Genomic DNA, 17,199 nt, shown 5'->3' on the forward strand with positions numbered 1-17,199 from the left:
GATTATCCCGTGGGAGCGGGCTTGACCCGCGATGGCGTCGCAAAGGGCGCAGAAACGTTGGCCGCATTATGCGCTACTTCAGGCACTCGATCAGCGCTTGACGCCAGTCTGGCTGCTCCACCTGCCACTGCTGGCGCAGGCGGCTGCAGTCCAGGCGCGAGTTCAGTGGGCGCTGCGCCGGGGTCGGGTATTCGCTGGACGGGATCGGCAGCAGCTGCGCGCAGGGCCTGCCCTGAGCCTTCAGATGCTCGCCGATGGCCTGGGCGAAACCGAACCAGGAGGTCTGGCCCTGCGCGGTCATGTGGTAGGTGCCCCACGCACCCGCCTGCCCGGCCTGCCAGCGCTGGATCAACGCCAGGGTGCTGGCGGCCAGGCTACCGGCCCAGGTCGGTGCACCGATCTGGTCGGCGACCACGCGCAGCTGCGGTTTTTCCTGCAGCAGACGCTGCATGGTCAGCAGAAAATTGCGCCCGTGCAACGAGTACACCCAGCTGGTGCGCAGTGTCAGGTGCGCGCCGCCCACGGCATGGATGGCCTGCTCGCCAGCCAGCTTGCTGCGTCCGTACACGCTCAGGGGGTTGGGCGCGTCGTCTTCGGTGTAGGGCGTGGCCTTGCTGCCGTCGAACACGTAGTCGGTGGAGTAGTGCAGCAGCGGTACGCCCAGCCGTGCGGCCTCCTCGGCAAGTACGCCGGGTGCGGTGGCGTTGATGGCGAAGGCCAGCGCAGGTTCGTTTTCGGCCTGGTCGACTGCGGTATAGGCGGCGGCGTTCACCAGCAGGTCGGGGCTCAGCTCGCGTACTACCTGGCGGATGCGTTCGGGCTCGGCCAGGTCAAGCTGTTCGCGGCCCAGTACATGCACCTGGCCCAACCCGGCCAGGCGCTGCTGCAGGGCCTGGGCGAGCTGGCCATTGCGCCCGGTGATGAGGATTTTCATGGGAACAGGTCGGCGTCCTTGAGCAACTGGCCGACCTGATCCTTGGCCGACAGCTGCGGCGGTGCGTCCAGTTGCCAGTCGATGGCCAGCTGCGGGTCGTCCCAGCGAATGCAGCGCTCGGCGCTCGGGTTGTAGTAGTCGGTGGTCTTGTACAGGAACTCGGCGCTGTCGCTGAGCACCCGGAAACCGTGGGCAAACCCCTGGGGGATCCACACCTGCCGGTGGTTGGCGGCCGACAGGTGTACCGCCACCCATTGCCCGAAGGTCGGCGAGCTGCGGCGGATATCCACCGCCACGTCCAGCACCTCGCCCTGGGTCACGCGCACCAGCTTGCCCTGGGGGTTGTGCACCTGATAGTGCAGGCCGCGCAGCACGCCGCGAAGCGAGCGCGAATGATTGTCCTGCACGAACTGTGCATCGATGCCGGTTGCGGCCCTGAAGGCCTGGGCGTTGAAGCTCTCGTAGAAGAACCCGCGGTCATCGCCGAACACCCTGGGCTCGAGGATCAGCACGTCCGGTAGCGCGGTGGCGATCACTTCCATTGCTGGTCTCCGGTCAGGCCGTACAGGTACTGGCCGTAGCCGGTCTTGCCGAAGGCCTTGGCCCGTTCCAGCAGACGCTCCTGGCAGATCCAGCCCTGCTGGAAGGCGATCTCTTCAAGGCAGGCGACCTTCAGGCCCTGGCGATGCTCGATGGTCTGCACGTACTGCGAGGCCTCCAGCAGGCTGTCGTGGGTGCCGGTGTCGAGCCAGGCGAAGCCACGCCCGAAGCGCTCCACGCGCAGGTCGCCACGGCGCAGGTAGGCATTGTTGACATCGGTGATCTCAAGCTCCCCACGCGGCGAAGGCTTGATGTCGCGGGCGATGCGCACCACGTCGTTGTCGTAGAAGTACAGGCCGGTGACCGCGTAGCTGGACCTGGGCTGCGCGGGCTTTTCTTCGATCGACAAGGCGTTGCCTGCCGCGTCGAACTCGATCACGCCGAAACGCTCCGGGTCCTTGACCCAGTAGCCGAACACCGTTGCGCCGCTGGAGTGGGCGGCGGCGCGCAGCAGTTGCTCGGTGAAACGCTGGCCGTGGAATACGTTGTCGCCCAGGATCAGGCACACCGAGTCGTCACCGATGAACGATTCGCCGATCAGGAACGCCTGGGCCAGGCCGTCGGGCGAGGGCTGCTCGGCATACTCGAAGTGCACCCCGAACTGGCTGCCGTCGCCCAGCAGCTGGCGAAAGTGTGGCAGGTCGTGAGGGGTGGAGATGATCAGGATCTCGCGGATGCCGGCCAGCATCAGCACCGAGATCGGGTAGTAGATCATCGGCTTGTCGTATACCGGCAGCAGCTGTTTGGAAATGCCCAGGGTGATGGGGTGCAGGCGCGTGCCGGAGCCGCCTGCCAGTACGATGCCTTTGGTCATGCAATCAGGTCCTTGAAATCGCTGTTGCCCAGGCGCTGGCCCTGGTAGCTGCCGTCCTGCACATGGCGGCACCATTCCAGGTTATCCAGGTACCACTGCACGGTCTTGCGCAGGCCGGTGGCGAAGGTTTCTTCAGGGCGCCAGCCCAGCTCGCGCTCGATCTTGCCGGCGTCGATGGCGTAGCGCAGGTCGTGGCCGGGGCGGTCCTGCACGAAGGTGATCAGGTCGGCATAGCGCGCCACGCCCGCCGGGTGTGCGGGGGCCAGCTCTTCGAGCAGAGCGCAGATGGCGTGCACCACCTCGAGGTTGGTCTGCTCGTTGTGCCCGCCGATGTTGTAGGTCTGGCCCACCTCACCTGCGGTGACCACCTTGAGCAGGGCGCGGGCATGGTCCTCGACGAACAGCCAGTCGCGCACCTGCTGGCCGTTGCCGTACACCGGCAGCGGCTTGCCCGCCAGGGCGTTGAGGATCACCAGCGGGATGAGTTTTTCCGGGAAGTGGTACGGCCCGTAGTTGTTCGAGCAGTTGGTCAGCAGCACCGGCAGCCCGTAGGTGCGCTGCCAGGCGCGCACCAGGTGGTCGGACGCGGCCTTGCTCGCCGAGTAGGGCGAACTGGGTGCGTAGGGAGTGGTTTCGGTGAACAGGTCGTCGACCCCATGCAGGTCGCCATACACCTCGTCGGTGGACACGTGATGGAAGCGAAACGCCTCGCGCTCGGCGGCCGGCAGCGTGCCCCAGTAGGCGCGAGTGGCTTCGAGCAGGCTGTAGGTGCCGACGATGTTGGTCTGGATGAACGCCGCTGGCCCGTCGATGGAGCGGTCGACATGCGACTCGGCTGCCAGGTGCATGATCGCCTGGGGCCGGAAGCGCTCCAGCACCGCGCTCACCGTGGCCTGGTCGACGATATCGGCCTGCACGAACTCGTAGCGGGTGTTGCTGGCGATGCTGTGCAGCGACTCCAGGTTGCCGGCGTAGGTCAGCTTGTCCAGGTTGAGCACGTGGTGGTCGGTGTGCTCGATCAGGTGGCGGACCAGCGCCGAACCGATGAAGCCGGCACCGCCGGTGATGAGTATGCGCATGTCGAATGGCCTTTGGTGCAGCGGGTGGTGTTCAGGTGGCTCGTAGCTTGTCGCCAGGCGCCGGCCGGTGCAAGGGCAACGCAGCGCTGGCCGACGTCAGGCTATCGGCCGGATGCCCGCGTAGTTAATAGTGGCTGATCCTGCCGCCGATCTGCGCGCCGAGGGGCAGGTTGTCGGAAAAGTACGCGGTGAACCCGGCGTCGCTCATCGCCTGCTGCATGCGCGGGAGCAGGATTGGAGGATGGCAACCTGCTTCAAGCGTCTGTCCCGGGGTTGGAGGGCGAAATCGACGGCGGGTCAGAATACGTTCAATTCTTTCCCTTCGTCACTCCCCTTGCTTATCGGCAGCAGCGGTGGCGATATAAGCGACAAAAAAAATCGAGGCCTTCTCCATGTCGCTGAACACCCTCATTCACCGCGCCAGCCTGCCATGCCCCGATCTCGACCCGGCCCAGGCGGCGCAGCTGCTGCAGGCGCATTACGGGCTGCAAGGCACGCTGCAGCCGCTGGGCAGCCAGCAGGACCTGAACTTTCGCGTCGATACGCCCCACGGGCGCTTCGTGCTCAAGGTCTGCCATGGCGACTATGCGCAGCAGGAGCTTGAAGCCCAGCATGCGGCGCTGGAGCACCTGCACCGTCAGGGTGTGCCGGTACCGGCCGTTCGTCGTGCCAACGGTGGCGAGCCGCTGCTGGCACTGACGATCGACGGCCAGCCGGTGCGCGCACGGGTGCTCACCTACATCGAGGGCCAGACCCTGACCCGCCTGCCGTACATGGCGCCGCGCCTGATGCACGCGCTGGGGGCGCTGTGTGCACGGGTCGACCTGGCGCTGGCGGACTTCACCCACCCCGGGCTGGAGCGCACCCTGCAATGGGACCCGCGCCATGCCCAGGCGGTGATCGCCCACCTGCTCCCGGTGCTGGCCGACGGGCCGCGCAAGGTGCGGGTGCAGGCCATTGCCGAGCAGGCCCGCGTGGCGCTAGAGCCGCTTCTGGCGCAGCTGCCGATGCAGGCGGTGCACCTGGACATTACCGATGACAACGCCGTGTGGCAGCGCGATGGCGCACGCGAGTGGCAGTTACAGGGGGTGATCGATTTCGGCGACCTGCTGCACACCTGGCGCATCGCCGACCTGTCGGTGACCTGCGCGGCGCTGCTGCATCATGTCGACGGCGACCCGCTGCGCATCCTGCCGGCCATCGCTGCCTACCATGCGCTCAACCCGCTGCACGAGGCCGAGCTGCGAGCGCTATGGCCGATGATCGTGGCGCGCGCGGCGGTGCTGGTGCTCAGTGGCGAGCAGCAGGTGGGCGTCGACCCCGGCAACACCTACAGCCGCGACAACCTGGCCCATGAGTGGCAGATCTTCGAGGTGGCAGCCGGTGTGCCGTTTGCATTGATGGAGGCGGCGATCATGCAACTAGCCGGCCTTGCGCCCGCGCCGCTGCCGGCCACGGGCATGCTGCTGCCGGGGTTGCGCGACCAGGCTGTGGCGCGGGTCGATCTTGGCGTGCTGAGCGAGCACTTCAGCGCCGGCAACTGGCAGCAGCCCGGCATCGACCAGCACCTGCTGCGTACCCATGCGGCCCCGGCCAGCACGTTGTATGCCCAGTACCGCCTGTCGCAGACCCATATCGACAACCCGCTGGAACCGCACACCTGTGCGCTGCACGTGGAGCTGCACCTGCCCGTGGACAGTGCGCTGGTGGCGCCGTTTGCCGGCACCTGGCGCCACGGCGAGCAGGGCTGGGCGTGCCTTGAAGGTGACGCCTCCAGCCTGTGGCTGCGCGGGGTGGTGCAAAGCCCCGCATCGGGCGCGGTCATCGCCCAGGGCGAGCCGCTGGGGCACGCCACCGAGCTCAAGGTGCAGCTGTGCCGCGTGGCCGGCCTGCAACCGCCGAACTTCGTCGCGCCTTCGCGCGCGCTGGCGTGGCAGGCGCTGTGCCCTTCGCCGGCTGCGCTGCTGGGCTTTGACTGCGACGCCGCGCCACTGCCCGACCCGCATGCCCTGCTGGCGCGTCGCGACGCCAGCTTCGCGCGCTCGCAGAAGCACTACTACCAGCAGCCGCCACATATCGAGCGCGGCTGGCGCAACTACCTGATCGACATGCAGGGGCGCTCGTACCTGGACATGCTCAACAACGTCGCGGTGCTGGGCCATGGGCACCCGCGCATGGTGAGCGAGTCGGCGCGCCAGTGGTCGCTGCTCAACACCAACTCGCGCTTTCACTATGCGGCCATCGCCGAGTTTTCCGAGCGCCTGCTGGCGCTGGCGCCGCCGGGGATGGACCGGGTGTTCCTGGTCAACAGCGGCACCGAGGCCAACGACCTGGCGATCCGCCTGGCGTGGGCGGCCAGCGGCGGGCGCGACATGCTCAGCGTGCTGGAGGCGTACCACGGCTGGTCGGTGGCCACCGATGCCATCTCGACCTCCATCGCCGACAACCCGCAGGCATTGAGCACTCGGCCCGACTGGGTGCACCCGGTGACCGCACCGAACACCTACCGCGGCAAGTACCGTGGGCAGGACACCACCGCCGACTATGTGCGCGATGTCGACGAACGCCTGGCCGAGATCGGCGAGCGTCAGCTGGCGGGGTTCATCTGCGAGCCGGTGTACGGCAATGCCGGTGGCATCCCGTTGCCGGCGGGGTATCTGCAGCAGGTGTATGCCAGGGTGCGCGCGCGGGGCGGGGTATGCATCGCCGACGAGGTGCAGGTGGGGTACGGGCGGCTGGGCGAGTACTTCTGGGGCTTCGAGCAGCAGGGTGTGGTGCCGGACATCATCACCATGGCCAAGGGCATGGGCAATGGCCAGCCGCTGGGCGCGGTGATCACCCGGCGCGAGATCGCCGAGGCGCTGGAGGCCGAGGGTTACTTCTTCTCGTCGGCCGGTGGCAGCCCGGTGAGCTGCCGTATCGGCATGGCGGTGCTGGACGTGATGGAGGAGGAGGGCCTGTGGGACAACGCGCGCGAGGTGGGTGGGTACTTCAAGGCGCGTCTGCAGGCGCTTGTCGATAAGTATCCGCTGGCGGGTGCGGTGCATGGGTCGGGGTTCTACCTGGGCCTGGAGCTGGTGCGTGATGCCGCCAGCCTGGAACCGGCCACCGAAGAGACGGCGGCGCTGTGCGAGCGTCTGCGCGAGCTGGGCATCTTCATGCAGCCGACCGGTGACTACCTGAACATCCTCAAGATCAAGCCGCCCATGTGCACTACGCGGGCGAGCGTGGATTTCTTTGTGGACAGTGTGGAGCGGGTGTTGACGCAGGGGGTGTAGCGGCGGAGTCGGGAGGGCGCTGTCCTGCATTCGCTGGCTTGCCAGCGAAGCAGTCAACGAACCCTTCCTTTCGCCGATTAATATCGATTAATAATCGGACGAACCTGAGTGTTTTAATTATTTTTGGCTTTTAAAGCCGATATTTATCGGTTATAAAGTGCTCATCGTCTTCCCTTGTACCTTCCCAAGGAGGTTCCCATGAGCCGTACCGTCACCGTCGCCGCCACCCAGATGGCTTGTTCCTGGGACCGCCAGGCAAATCTCGCCACCGCCGAAAAACTGGTGCGCGAAGCCGCCGCCAAGGGCGCGCAGATCATCCTGATCCAGGAACTGTTCGAAACCCCGTACTTCTGCCAGAAGCCCAACGCCGACTACCTGCAACTGGCTACGCCCACCGAAACCAACGCCGCCATCGCGCACTTCCAGACGCTCGCCAGGGAGCTGCAGGTGGTGCTGCCCATCAGCTACTACGAGCTGGCCGGCCGCGCCCGCTTCAACAGCATCGCGATCATCGACGCCGACGGCAGCAACCTGGGCGTGTACCGCAAGAGCCACATCCCCGACGGCCCCGGCTACCACGAGAAGTACTACTTCAACCCCGGCGACACCGGCTTCAAGGTGTGGCAGACCCGCTACGCCAAGATCGGCGTGGGCATCTGCTGGGACCAGTGGTTCCCCGAGTGCGCCCGCAGCATGGCGCTGCTGGGCGCGGAGATTTTGTTCTACCCCACCGCCATCGGCAGCGAACCGCACGATGCCAATATCCTCTCCCGCGAGCACTGGCAGCGTGTGCAGCAGGGGCACGCCGGCGCCAACCTGATGCCGCTGGTGGCCAGCAACCGCATCGGCCGCGAAGAACAGGACGGCTACGCCATCACCTTCTACGGCTCGTCGTTCATCGCCAACCAGTTCGGCGAAAAGGTCGAGGAACTGGACCAGACCGAAGAGGGCGTGCTGGTGCACAGCTTTGACCTGGACAAACTGGAACACGTGCGCAGCGCCTGGGGCACCTTCCGTGACCGCCGTCCGAACCTGTATGGTGCGATCAAAACCCTCGACGGTTCACTGGAATCCTGACCATGAAGACCCTGAACACTACCCCGCGCGCCGACGGCTTCCACATGCCTGCCGAGTGGGCACCGCAAACCCAGGTATGGATGCTGTGGCCCGAGCGCCCGGACAACTGGCGCCTGGGCGGCAAGCCGGCCCAGGCCGCCCACGTGGCGGTGGCCAAGGCCATCGCGCGTTTCGAGCCGGTCACCGTGGGTGTGTCGGCCGGCCAGTACGAAAACGCCAGTGCGCAACTGGACATGCCCAACATCCGTGTGGTGGAAATCAGCAACGACGACGCCTGGGTGCGTGACACCGGCCCGACCTTCGTGATCAACGACAGCGGCGAAGTGCGCGGCGTGCACTGGGGCTTCAACAGCTGGGGCGGCTTCGAGGGCGGCCTGTACGCACCGTGGAACCGCGACGAACAGGTGGCGGCCAAGGTGCTGGAAATGGAGCGCTGCCAGCGTTACCGCACCGAGGGCTTCGTGCTCGAAGGCGGCTCGATTCACGTGGATGGCGAAGGCACCCTGATCACCACCGAGGAGTGCCTGCTCAACCACAACCGCAACCCGCACCTGAACCGCGAGCAGATCGAGGCGATCCTGCGCGATCAACTGGCGGTGGACACCATCGTGTGGCTGCCCGAGGGCCTGTACAACGACGAAACCGACGGGCATGTGGACAACTTCTGTTGTTACGTTCGCCCGGGCGAAGTGTTACTGGCCTGGACCGATGATTCGCAAGACCCCAACTACGCACGCTGCCGCGCCGCCCTGGCGGTGCTGCAAAGCCAGCGCGATGCCAGGGGCCGTGAATTCGTGGTGCACAAGATGCCGATCCCGGGCCCGTTGTACGCTACCGAAGAGGAGTGCGCCGGGGTCGATCTGGTGGCCGGCAGCCAGGAGCGCAATCCGTCGGTACGCCTGGCCGGTTCCTACGTGAACTTCCTGATCGTCAACGGCGGGATCATCGCGCCGAGCTTCGACGACCCCGCCGATGCCGAGGCCAGAGCGGTCCTGGCACGTCTGTTCCCCGATCACGAAGTGGTCATGGTGCCGGGCCGCGAGCTGTTGCTGGGCGGCGGCAACATCCATTGCCTGACCCAGCAGCAACCCGCCCCTGCCAAGCGCTGAGAGCGGCCTGGCAAATCAAGCCCGTCATCGACGGGCTTTTTTTTGCCTGCGCGATGGCCGGCGACGCAACTGGCACACCTCTTGTATTCGTTTTGCCTTGTATTTCAAGCAAGTACGACGGCGCAGTTCTGTCACAAAGTTTGATTAAGGTAGCCGCTCACACTTCTGGGGAGTACGTGTGGAAATGAATGCGACAAGTGAACCGGTTTCGCACCCGTCGGTGGTGAACCTCGAGGCGCTTGAGGCAGTGGCGCAGTGGTTGAAACACCATGGAACCCTCCGGGTCAGGAAGACCGATCCACGACGTGCACTGGTGGAACGTTATCCACAGGGGTTGATCACCGAGGCAGAGCTCGATGCGCTGCTGGGGGTGTGCTACCGCTGAACTGGAAAGGGCGCCACCGATTGCGGTGGTGCCCTTTTTTGTGGAGGCTGTACTGGCCTCATCGCGGGTCAAGCCCGCTCCCACAGGGGGTGGCGCGGTCTTTGTGGGAGCGGGCTTGACCCGCGATGGCAGCACCGCAGTTCTAGAAGTTGTAGGTACCCGTCACCACCAGGCTGCGCGGATCACCGAACTGGATCTGCCCGGCACTGGTCGCCGAACTGTAGTAGGTCTTGTCGGCAATGTTGCTCAGCGCCGCGCGCACATCCCAATCCTGCGTGCGCCAGCCGACCAGCGCGTCCCAACTGCCATACCCCGGCAGCACGATGGTGTTCCTGGTATCGGCATAACGCTGCCCCACCAGTGTCACACCCGTTTCGGCGTACCAGCCCATTTCCGGTTTCCAGGTGACGAACAGGCTGGCGTTGCGCCGCGCCACGTCGTTGATGCGGTTTCCGGCATTGCCTTCGGTGTCCTCGACGATGGTGGCGTCCTGCAGGCCGATGCCCCCGCGCACATACCAGTTGCCTCCCAGCTTGCCGGTGGCGGTCAGTTCGACCCCGCGCGAACGCTGCAGGCCGGTGAGGATGTAGCGGTCGGCGTTGTCCGGGTCGCGGCTGCGGCGGTCGTACAGCTCCAGCTCGTACACCGCGAGGGTGGTGCTCAGGCGCTCGTCCAGCCACTCGCTCTTGACCCCGATCTCCTTCTGCCGGGTATGTTCAGGCCCGGTTTCGTTGGCGTTGCCCGCCGCCCCCGGGGTGATGCCGATCAGGCCGCCGCCCACCGGCGAAAAGGTCTTGCTCCACGAGGCATAGAAAGCGTGGTCCCTGAGCGGCGTCCACACCACGCCCAGGCGCGGGCTGGTGCTGTTGCTCTGCTGCTTTTCGCTCAGGCCGCTGACCTTGCTGGTGGTGTCCACCTCGAACCGGTCATGGCGCAGGCCCACGAGCAGTTGCCACTGATCGTTCAGGCGGACCTGGTCCTGCACATACAGGCCACGGCTGTGCACGTCTGTATGGTTGTTGCTGGACACCGCCAGCACGCCGTTGTGTTGCTGGCCGCGGTCCGGGTTGAACAGGTCGACGCCCGGCACGCCCTTGCCGCTGCGCAGCAGCGAGTGACGGCGCTGCTCGCCCAGTTCGAGCCCCGTGAGCAGGGTGTGCTCCAGGCCGAAGGTCGACACGTTGCCTTCGATTTCCACGGTGTTGAACAGGTTGCGCGTGTTCAGGTCCTGCTGCCAGCGCTGGCGCCCGACCAGGCCGGTGCTGGCGTTGTAGCCGGTGAGGTAGGTGTTGTCGAAGTCGCTGTCGAGCTGGAACAGGCCCAGGGTATGGCGCAGTTGCCAGGCATCGTTGAGCTGGTAGTTCAGGCGCGAGCGCAGCGACTGCGCGGTGTCGTCGATGTAGTCGCGCTGCGGGTCGCCATAGGTGGTGCTGCGGCTGACATCCACCGGGCGACCGGTGCGCGGATCGCCGGGGATACCGCGGTCGGGCGTGCGGTTGTAGCGGCTGTATTCGTACTGCACCAGCCAGTTCAGGTCCGGGCTGAGCTGCCAGCTCATCGAAGGCGCGAACAGCTGGCGGCTGCCGTCGATGCCGTGGCGGAAGCTGTTGTTGTCTCGGTTGCCCATGTTCAGGCGCAGGCTGAGGGTGTCGCTGGGGTCGGCACTGAGGTCGGCATACAGGCTGCGCAGGTCGTCGCTGCCGCCCTGGGCCTCGATGCTGGAGTGTCGGCCGGCTTCGGGCGCCTTGCTCACGCGGTTGATGATACCGCCCTGGCTGCCGCGGCCGTACAGCACCGCCGCCGGCCCCTTGAGCACCTCGATCCGTTCGATGTTGTACAGGTCGCGCACGTACTGGCTGTCGTCGCGGATGCCGTCCAGGTAGAAGTCATTGCTGGCGTCGAAGCCTCGGATGCGCAGGCTGTCGAAGCGGGTGTCGGCGCTGTTGCTGACGTTGGGGATGCCGCTCAGGGCCTTGCCCAGGTCATGGGTGCCGTAGTCGTGCACGCTGGCGGTCTTGATCGAATCGATGGCCTGGGGCACGTAGCGCGCCGGGGTGGAGGTGCGGGTGGCGGTGGTCACTTCCTTGACCCGAGGGTCATCCCGGTCGCTGTCGGCGGTTACCGACAGCTCGGGCAACGTGGTGCTGGCAGCACACGCCAGGCTGGAGCTGAACAGGGCGCAAAGCCCCAGAGACACAGGGGAAAGACGGCAAGGGACGGGCGTGGCACGCATCGGCAAAGGTACTTGGTGATGAAAAGGGTGCGAATGGTAATGCTTTGCATTCCCAAATGTTAGCGCTATTTACGCACCGTTGTGGTGCGGTCGTATCCAGGTATTTCCACCGGGGCGCAACCGATTGCGGGTTGCCTTGTCTGCGCCGCTGAAGACGGCGTAATGGCCATATGACTTGTCGTTTTCACGAATTTTTGACATGGCCTTGTACGCACGGCTAGGATCGGACCCAACGCCTGTAGGCCCATCGGCCAAGAGTCCCAAGAAAAGGCCCGCTGCACCCTTGTTGCAGGCGGGCTTTTTGTTTGCAGACCCGTGAGCGTCAACCCACGCAGGGGGCGTGGTTCCTGGCGTTGGTCGCAGAGCGTAAAACACTCCGAAATAAGGAAAATAACATGTTGAAAACACGGATCAGTCTGATCGCGCTGGGGCTTATGGCGGCGACTCAGGCAATGGCCAACGACCAGGCCGCGTCGAACGGTTTCCAGGAAGACAGCAAGGCCAGCGTTCTGCTGCGCAACGCGTTCATCAATCGTGACAAGAAGCATGGCAGCAGTGACCAGTCCGAGTGGGGCCAGGCCTTCATCGGCAAGTTCTCGTCGGGCTTCACCCAGGGCACCGTGGGCGTGGGCGTCGACGCCTTCGGCCTGTATGCCATCCGCCTGGACGGCGGCAAGGGTCGTAACGGCGGCGCCGGTATCGACTTCTTCAAGCCAAGCGATACCGAACCGAGCAACTCCCCGCACAACCTGGCGCGTGCCGGTGCTGCGATCAAGTTCCGCGTCTCCAATACCGTACTGGCATACGGCGACCAGATGCCGACTCTGCCAGTGCTGAACTATGACGACGGCCGCCTGCTGCCAGAGAGCTTCACTGGCACATCGATCACCTCCAAGGAGATCAAGGGCCTGGAACTGAACGCCGGTCGCTACACCCAGGAAGCGCGCAAGAGCGCCGAAGGTCGCGATAGCGGTGGTCTGAAGTCGATCAACGTGTTCGGCGGCAAGTACCAGTTCACCGAGAATTTCACCGGTGCGCTGTACACCTCCGACGTCGAAGACGTACTGAAGAAGCACTACCTGGGCCTGAACTACGTCCACGCCATCTCCGACGACCAGTCGCTGACCCTGGATTTCAACGGCTACAAGTCGGACATCGACAAGAAGTACGTCAACCGTGCAGGCCTGACCGGTGACCGCAACACCATCTGGAGCCTGGCGGCCACCTACGCCTTCGGCCCGCACTCGATCACCCTGGCGCACCAGCGCAACACCGGCGACACCGGCTACCAGTACGGCTGGTACCAGAACCGCCGCGGCGTGGGTGACGGTGGTTCGACCATCTTCCTGGCCAACTCCTACTGGTCCGACTTCAACGCCGAAGACGAGCGTTCGTGGCAGATCGGCTACGGCCTGGACTTCAGCGCCTTCGGCGTACCGGGTCTGACCTACAACTTTGCATACGTAGCGGGTGACAACATCAACACCCACGGCTTCGGCGAAGGCAAAGAGCGCGAAATCTTCAACCAGTTCAAGTACGTGGTTCAGGAAGGCCCTGCCAAGGACCTGTCCGTCAAACTGCGTAGCTCGTTCCTGCGTGGCACCAACAACCTCAACGCTATCGACTACACCGCAGACGGCAACGAAGTCCGCGTATTCGTCGAGTACCCGATCAGCATCCTCTGATCGATTCGACCTTCAAACAACCCCGGCCTAGGCCGGGGTTGTTTGTTTTCGGCGTACCGCATTCGCCGGCGCCACGGGCGCATCCTGCAATTGCGGCGCGAAGCTGTCGCTGCGGGCCATCCGCCACATCCGTGCATAGAATTCGCTGTCGATCGAGCCGCTGAGCAATTCGCCGGGCTTGAGGAACACGTGCAACTGCGAAAACAGCCGGATCTCGCTGGCGCTGACGCGGCGTACCAGATGCTTGGGCTTGAGTTCGCTGGGGTGCTCGAGGCCGGCGGCCGCGAGCATCTCGGCCAGCGCATGCAGGGTGTTGCGATGAAAGCTGAACACCCGTTCGGCCTTGTCGGGCACCACCAGTGCACGCTGGCGCAACGGGTCCTGGGTGGCCACGCCGGTGGGGCACTGGTTGGTGTGGCAGCTTTGCGACTGGATGCAGCCGATGGCGAACATGAAGCCGCGCGCCGAGTTCACCCAGTCGGCGCCCAGGGCCAGCACGCCGGCGATGTCGAACGCGCTGACGATCTTGCCGGCGGCGCCGATGCGCACCTTGTGGCGCAGGTTCAGGCCCACCAGGGTGTTGTGCACGAACATCAGGCCCTCGCGCATGGGCACGCCGATGTTGTCGCTGAATTCGCGTGGCGCAGCGCCGGTGCCCCCTTCCTTGCCGTCGACCACGATGAAGTCGGGCACGATCTGGGTGGCCAGCATGGCCTTGGCGATGCCCATGAACTCCCAGGGGTGGCCCAGGCAGAACTTGAAGCCCACCGGTTTGCCGCCGGACAGCTCGCGCAACTGCGCCACGAACTCGAGCAACCCCACCGGCGTGTTGAAGGCGCTGTGGGCGGCGGGCGAGATGCAGTCTTCGCCGGGCGTCACACCGCGCGTGGCGGCGATCTCGGCGCTCACCTTGTGCCCCGGCAGGATGCCGCCGTGGCCGGGCTTGGCGCCCTGGCTGAGCTTGATCTCGATCATCTTCACCTGCGGGTCGCGGGCCTGTTCGGCGAAGCGCTGCGGGTTGAAGCGGCCGTGGGCGTCGCGGCAGCCGAAATAGCCGCTGCCGATTTCCCAGATCAGGTCGCCGCCATGTTCGCGGTGGTAGGGGCTGATGCTGCCCTCGCCGGTGTCGTGGGCAAAACGGCCGAGGCTGGCGCCCTTGTTCAGCGCGCCGATGGCGTTGGCGCTGAGGGCGCCGAAGCTCATGGCCGAAATGTTGAAGATCGATGCCGAGTAAGGCTGGCGGCATTGCGGGCCGCCGATGGCGATGCGAAACGAGGCCGGGTCGGGGGTGTTGACCGGCAGCATCGAATGGCTGATGAACTCGAAGCCCGGGCGGTACACGTCATTGAGCGTGCCGAAGGCTTTCTCGGCGCTTTCGTTCTTGGCCCGTGCGTACACCAGCGAGCGCTGCGCGCGGGAGAAGGGCAGCTTGTCGTCGTCGCCTTCGAGCAGGTACTGGCGGATCTCGGGTCGGATGGTCTCGATCAGGTAGCGCAGGTTGCCCAGGATCGGGTAGTTGCGCCGCACTGCGTGCTGGCGCTGGCGCAGGTCGTTCAGGCCCACCAGCGAGAGCAGCGTGCCGATCAGGGTCAATGGCCAGAGCCAGGCGTGAGTGGCAAGAAACGGCAGGCTGGCCAGGCTGAACGTGAGGCACGCCGCCAGGCAGGCATAACGGCTGGGAAACGAGAGGCGCATGAATCTTCCGCTGATGATGTTTGTCGCGCCTAGGATAGGCAAAGCACCGCGGCGGAAAACCCGCGGTTTCGGTAAAACAGTTTTATCCGCGCCGTGCTTGCCAGGCGCCGGGGCTCATGGGCCCGGCTGGTTGATGATCGCCAGGAACGCCTCGGCCGCCCGCGAACGGCCGTGCCGGCGGCTGATGGCATGCAGCGCGATGTGTGCATCGGCATCGCTCAGCGGGCGGTAGCACACGCCCTTGCGTTCCAGCGCGCTGGTGCAGGCCGGCACCACCGCCACGCCCTGGCCGGCGGCGACCAGGGCGATGATGGTGGTGGTCTGCTGGCCGCTGGGGCCGCGGTGCAGCGCCAGGCCGGCGTTGGCGAACAGGGTCTCGATAGCCAGGTTGAGCCCGGTGCCGTGCTGCTCGGGGTAGAGGATCACCGGGCGCTGCTGCAACTGCGCCAGGCTGACCTGTGCCTGTTCACTGAGCGGGTCGCTGACCGGCAGCGCCAGCAGCAGGGGTTCGTGCTCCAGGGTGTCGGTGTGCAGGTTGTGCTCGGCGGGGGGCGGCAGGCGGCTCAGGCCGATGTCCAGGGTGCCGTCGCGCAGCTGCGCCCACTGGTTCATCGACGCCTGTTCGATCAGGTTCAACTGCACCTCGGGGAAGGCCTGGGCGAAGCGCTGGATGGCCTGGGTAAAGCGGTCGCTCAGGGCCACGGAGCTGGCATAGCCCAGGCTCAGGTGGCCGGCCATGCCGCTGGCGAGCCTGGCGGCCATGGTTTCGGCCAGCGCCAGTTGCTCGATCACGTTGCGTGCATAGGGCACGAAGGCCTGGCCCTGCACGGTGAGGCTGACGTTGCGGCTGCTGCGCTCGAACAGGCTGAACCCCAGCTGGGCTTCCAGCGCCGAGATCTGCCGGGTCAGCGCGGGCTGGGCCAGGTGCAGGGCCTGGGCGGCGCGGCCGAAATGCAGGGCCTGGGCCACGGCCAGGAAATAGCGCAGTTTGCGGAGGTCGAGCATGGTGCACCTTGAGGTATCGATCGGTCCGAAATCGGTATTGGCCCGGGGCGAGTGGGGCGCCGTATAAAGGGCGCCACACACTTTAACGAGTTTTGCCATGCAGGCGCCTTCTTCGGCTGCGCGGGTCGCGATGTTGTTGTGCGGCTGCGCGGCGTTCCTCCCCTTGTACGCCACCCAGGGCATCCTCGCGCAACTGGCCCGGCAGTTTGCCGTGGACATTGGCCAGGTGAGCTGGAGCTTGACCATCACCACCCTGATGGTGGCGTTGACTGCGCCCTGGGTCGGCTGGCTGGCGCGGCGCTGGTCGCCGGTGACGCTGATCGTGATGGCGGCGTTGCTGCTGGCCACCCCGGTGCTGCTGATGGCCACGGTGGGCAGCTTTGCCGAGCTGCTGCTGTGGCGGGCGGTGCAGGGCTTGCTGATACCGGTGATCTTCGCCTGCAGCGTGGCGCTGATTGGTGAGCGATGGCAGGGCGCGAGCGTGACCGAGGTCACCAGCCTGTACGTGACCGGCACCATCCTGGGCGGCTTTGCCGGGCGCTTCGTGGTGGCGTGGGTGACCGAGTACTGGGGCTGGCGCGAAGCGTTCGAGGTGCTGGCGCTGGTGGTGCTGCTGATGGGGCTGGGGATTCGCTGGCTGCTGGTGCTCGAACCGATGCCGGCGAGCACGCGCAGGGCCAGTGCGCCACCACGGTTTGGCTGGCCATTGTGGTCGGCGTGCGCGGTGGGGTTCTGCGTGCTGTTTTCACAGGTGGCGTCGTTCACCTATGTGGGGCTGCACCTGAGCCGGGCGCCTTTCGGGCTGGGGGCGGCGGCGCTGGGGTCGATCTATGCGGTGTTTCTGCTGGCGCTGGTGGTCACGCCGATTGCCGGCCGCCTGGCCAGGGCTCGCCCGCCGTTGCACCTGCTGATGGTGGCGGGCGTTGTCGGCGCGGTGGGCATCGGCCTGACGCTTGTGCCCACGCTGTGGGTGATCGTGCTGGGGCTGGCGTTGAGCTCGACCGGGGTGTTCCTGGCGCAGGCGGCGGCCAACACCTTCATTGCGACCACGGCCGGCGCGAACAAGGCCGGGGCGATCGGGCGCTACCTGACCTGCTATTACCTGGGCGGGAGTGCCGGCGCGCTGTTGCCGGCGGTGCTGTGGCAGCAGTGGGGCTGGACCGGGTGCGTGGTGCTGATTCTGGGGTTTCAGGCGGTGTTCATGTTGATCGGGCGGGTGGGCTGGCGCTGAACCCTTCGGCCCCTTCGCGGGTCAAGCCCGCTCCCACAAGGACAGCGGGGATCCTTGTGGGAGCGGGCTTGACC

13 protein-coding genes are annotated in these 17,199 nt (G+C 65.8%); 6 read left to right on the forward strand and 7 right to left on the reverse strand.

Annotation, left to right across the window (positions count from 1 at the left end):
* Nucleotides 1-73 precede the first annotated feature (73 nt).
* From rfbD to rfbB, 4 genes are read right to left on the reverse strand one after another with little or no spacing between them, the layout of a single operon-like run.
* Nucleotides 74-934 (reverse strand): dTDP-4-dehydrorhamnose reductase, encoded by an 861-nt coding sequence (gene rfbD / locus QMX96_RS09355; RefSeq protein WP_054915923.1) that lies wholly within the window; start codon nt 932-934, stop codon nt 74-76.
* Nucleotides 931-1,476: a dTDP-4-dehydrorhamnose 3,5-epimerase gene (gene rfbC / locus QMX96_RS09360; RefSeq protein WP_043861650.1), complete on the reverse strand. Its 546-nt coding sequence runs from the start codon at nt 1,474-1,476 to the stop codon at nt 931-933. The genes rfbD and rfbC overlap by 4 nt, the downstream gene beginning before the upstream one ends.
* A complete protein-coding gene (gene rfbA / locus QMX96_RS09365) occupies nt 1,467-2,348 on the reverse strand; it encodes a glucose-1-phosphate thymidylyltransferase RfbA (protein ID WP_054915924.1) in 882 nt (293 codons plus the stop codon). Before rfbA ends, rfbC begins: the two co-directional genes overlap by 10 nt.
* Nucleotides 2,345-3,427: a dTDP-glucose 4,6-dehydratase gene (gene rfbB, locus QMX96_RS09370; protein ID WP_043861652.1), complete on the reverse strand. Its 1,083-nt coding sequence runs from the start codon at nt 3,425-3,427 to the stop codon at nt 2,345-2,347. Before rfbB ends, rfbA begins: the two co-directional genes overlap by 4 nt.
* Nucleotides 3,428-3,819: 392 nt before the next feature.
* Between rfbB and QMX96_RS09375 the strand changes: the two genes are divergently transcribed.
* The 4 genes from QMX96_RS09375 to QMX96_RS09390 all read left to right on the forward strand — a co-directional run bounded on the left by QMX96_RS09375 (nt 3,820) and on the right by QMX96_RS09390 (nt 9,276).
* Nucleotides 3,820-6,705 (forward strand): aminotransferase, encoded by a 2,886-nt coding sequence (locus QMX96_RS09375; protein WP_282361660.1) that lies wholly within the window; start codon nt 3,820-3,822, stop codon nt 6,703-6,705.
* A gap of 198 nt (nt 6,706-6,903) precedes the next feature.
* The gene (gene aguB, locus QMX96_RS09380; protein ID WP_043861659.1) at nt 6,904-7,782 is read left to right on the forward strand and encodes an N-carbamoylputrescine amidase; all 879 of its coding nucleotides are present in this window, start codon (nt 6,904-6,906) and stop codon (nt 7,780-7,782) included.
* 2 nt (nt 7,783-7,784) lie between these two features.
* Entirely contained in the window at nt 7,785-8,891 is a 1,107-nt protein-coding gene (gene aguA, locus QMX96_RS09385) for an agmatine deiminase (RefSeq protein WP_229589766.1), read from the forward strand.
* A gap of 184 nt (nt 8,892-9,075) precedes the next feature.
* Entirely contained in the window at nt 9,076-9,276 is a 201-nt protein-coding gene (locus QMX96_RS09390; RefSeq protein ID WP_078481589.1) for a hypothetical protein, read from the forward strand.
* Between the two features lie 142 nt (nt 9,277-9,418).
* On the opposite strand, the gene QMX96_RS09395 is transcribed toward QMX96_RS09390, so the two are convergent.
* Nucleotides 9,419-11,509, reverse strand: coding sequence for a TonB-dependent siderophore receptor (locus QMX96_RS09395; protein WP_123753344.1), 2,091 nt, complete (start codon nt 11,507-11,509; stop codon nt 9,419-9,421).
* Between the two features lie 395 nt (nt 11,510-11,904).
* Between QMX96_RS09395 and QMX96_RS09400 the strand changes: the two genes are divergently transcribed.
* On the forward strand, nt 11,905-13,194 hold the full coding sequence (locus QMX96_RS09400) for an OprD family porin (protein WP_043861662.1): 1,290 nt from the start codon (nt 11,905-11,907) through the stop codon (nt 13,192-13,194).
* 27 nt (nt 13,195-13,221) lie between these two features.
* Here the strand turns inward: QMX96_RS09400 and QMX96_RS09405 are convergent, their stop codons facing one another.
* Both QMX96_RS09405 and QMX96_RS09410 read right to left on the reverse strand, forming a co-directional pair.
* Entirely contained in the window at nt 13,222-14,889 is a 1,668-nt protein-coding gene (locus QMX96_RS09405; RefSeq protein ID WP_282361661.1) for an FMN-binding glutamate synthase family protein, read from the reverse strand.
* Between the two features lie 114 nt (nt 14,890-15,003).
* Entirely contained in the window at nt 15,004-15,894 is an 891-nt protein-coding gene (locus tag QMX96_RS09410) for a LysR family transcriptional regulator (RefSeq protein ID WP_210015236.1), read from the reverse strand.
* A gap of 97 nt (nt 15,895-15,991) precedes the next feature.
* Between QMX96_RS09410 and QMX96_RS09415 the strand changes: the two genes are divergently transcribed.
* Nucleotides 15,992-17,125 carry an MFS transporter gene (locus tag QMX96_RS09415; RefSeq protein WP_282361663.1) on the forward strand — a complete coding sequence of 378 codons (1,134 nt, stop codon included), beginning with the start codon at nt 15,992-15,994 and terminating at the stop codon, nt 17,123-17,125.
* Nucleotides 17,126-17,199: the final 74 nt, after the last annotated feature.

It is taken from the genome of Pseudomonas sp. PS01300 (assembly GCF_029960155.1).
Lineage (GTDB): Bacteria > Pseudomonadota > Gammaproteobacteria > Pseudomonadales > Pseudomonadaceae > Aquipseudomonas > Aquipseudomonas palmensis.